Genomic DNA, 1,961 nt, shown 5'->3' on the forward strand with positions numbered 1-1,961 from the left:
ATATTCATACGGTCGTAGATGGGGCGGAAAACCGTTCCTGTCGCGAGCGAACTGAAGTAAGCACTTGTAAACAGAGAACTTCCCATGGCAGCCGTTGATAATTGAGCGCCTTTTTTACCGCGGACTTTGTCGGCAAGCCATTGTCCGAACGCATAAGCTCCTCCGGATTTATTCAACACGCCAATAAAAGCACCAAGCAAGAGCACGATCATAACGAGCTCTGCCCGTCCAGGCCCTTTGACGAGCCCCATTCCTCTTAGGCCGGCATCGGCATCAGCAGGATGGCCAGCGATGGCTCCGAATAAATTCACGATGGAAAAAAGAAATGCATGTATAACTCCATTGTTCTGCATGTCGATCATTAATGTACCTACCAATATTCCTAAGAGTAGTGAAGGCACCACCCTTTTTGACCAAATGGCTAACATTAGTGCGAGTACAGAAGGCAGTAACGAAAGTATGCCGAAATGTTCCATGATGTCATCCTCCCTTTCTGTCTAAACGATAAAAATATTTGAAATTGTGTGAAAACATGACAATTTTGAATTATAAGAGGTGGATCTTTAATTAAAAAGGGAAAAAAATGAAAAAAAGGGAAGGTTGAGAAAAATATGAAAAATAATTGCATGGGTTTGTTGGAGTATGACACACTGTAATTTGTCATTTTTCGTCATCAAGGAGTGAAACCAAATGAGTCATCTTTTACAACAGGCGAAAGAATTGCAAGAACAACTGACCGAGTGGCGCCGGGGACTGCACGTGAATCCGGAGACCGGTTTTGAAGAATATGAAACATCGAAATTTGTTCAAAATAAATTAATAGAGTTCGGTTACCAGCCCCAGGTAATCGCAAAAACAGGGGTCGTAGCCATTGCAGAAGGAAAGCAGGAGGGCGAGACGGTAGGTTTAAGGGCAGATATGGATGCTCTTCCGATCCAGGATGAAAAAGAAACGACCTATGCCTCTTCCGTCGAAGGAAAAGCTCACCTTTGCGGACATGATGGACATACGACGATGCTCCTCGGAGCTGCAAAACTATTGAAAGACAATCCTCCTGAAAAAGGCAGTGTGAAACTCATTTTCCAACCTGCCGAAGAGGGATTATTCGGAGCACAAGCGATGATTGAAGAAGGGGTACTCAAGAATCCTGAAATGAAGGCAATCGCCGGACTGCACGTAAACCCAGATGTAGAAACAGGATATGTCACCTGTACCGAAAAAGAAGCCTGTGCAGCGGCCGACTTTTTTGATCTTGAAATCCTTGGCTCCGGTGGCCATGCGGCTCATCCGCATAAAGCGGCTGATTCGATAACAGTCAGTGCTGAAGTCATCAGCTCTTTACAGCAAGTTGTCAGCCGTCAGACGGATCCGTTAGCCCCTACCGTGTTGACGATCGGACAGATTCACGGAGGCACAGCGGATAACGCGATTGCCCCAAGGGTTCGGATCGGAGGCACGGTCCGGACATTGGATCCTGACGTACGGTACCAGATGGAAGAGAAAATGGAGCGGGTCATCAAAGGCGTTTCGGAGGCTTTTGGTGTCACTTATACGTTTAACTATAAGTACTTTTACCCGCCGTTGATCAATGATGCTTCCTTGCTTCCGGGTCTGGAAAAGACAGTAGAAACCATATTGGGTCCAGATCGATTCTCCATTGTGAACCCTTCGATGGGTGGAGAAGACTTCTCCTTTTACGCGAATGAAATCCCGGCGATTTTCTTCCGCTTAGGGGTACGTAATGAAGAGAAGGATGCGGTCTATCCGCTTCACCACCCACGTTTTGATTTGGATGAAAATGCATTGCCGAATGGTTCTGCCATTCTTGCGGCCTGGGCTCATCAACAGTTGAATGAATATTGACTAGAACAGAGGCTAGGACAAAACTGAATGAAACGCAAAAATTCCGAACGATTTGTTGAAATCAGTTCGGAATTTTTGTGTGCCAAAAAAAGAGTGAA

The 1,961-nt window shown here is 45.7% G+C and carries 1 protein-coding gene and 1 pseudogene; one reads left to right on the top strand and one right to left on the bottom strand.

All coding sequences use genetic code 11. The features are described 5' to 3' along the window. Positions 1 to 476 (bottom strand): annotated as a pseudogene (locus LD39_RS19785) (hypothetical protein); the annotation flags it as partial. Between the two features lie 214 nt (positions 477 to 690). On the opposite strand from LD39_RS19785, the gene LD39_RS19790 reads away from it, so the two are divergent. Beyond that, positions 691 to 1,863 carry a M20 family metallopeptidase gene (locus LD39_RS19790; RefSeq protein WP_035552456.1) on the top strand — a complete coding sequence of 391 codons (1,173 nt, stop codon included), beginning with the start codon at positions 691 to 693 and terminating at the stop codon, positions 1,861 to 1,863. The last annotated feature ends 98 nt before the right edge of the window (positions 1,864 to 1,961 follow it).

The sequence above is a fragment of the Halobacillus sp. BBL2006 genome, from assembly GCF_000786645.1.
Classification (GTDB): Bacteria; Bacillota; Bacilli; order Bacillales; family Halobacillaceae; genus Halobacillus.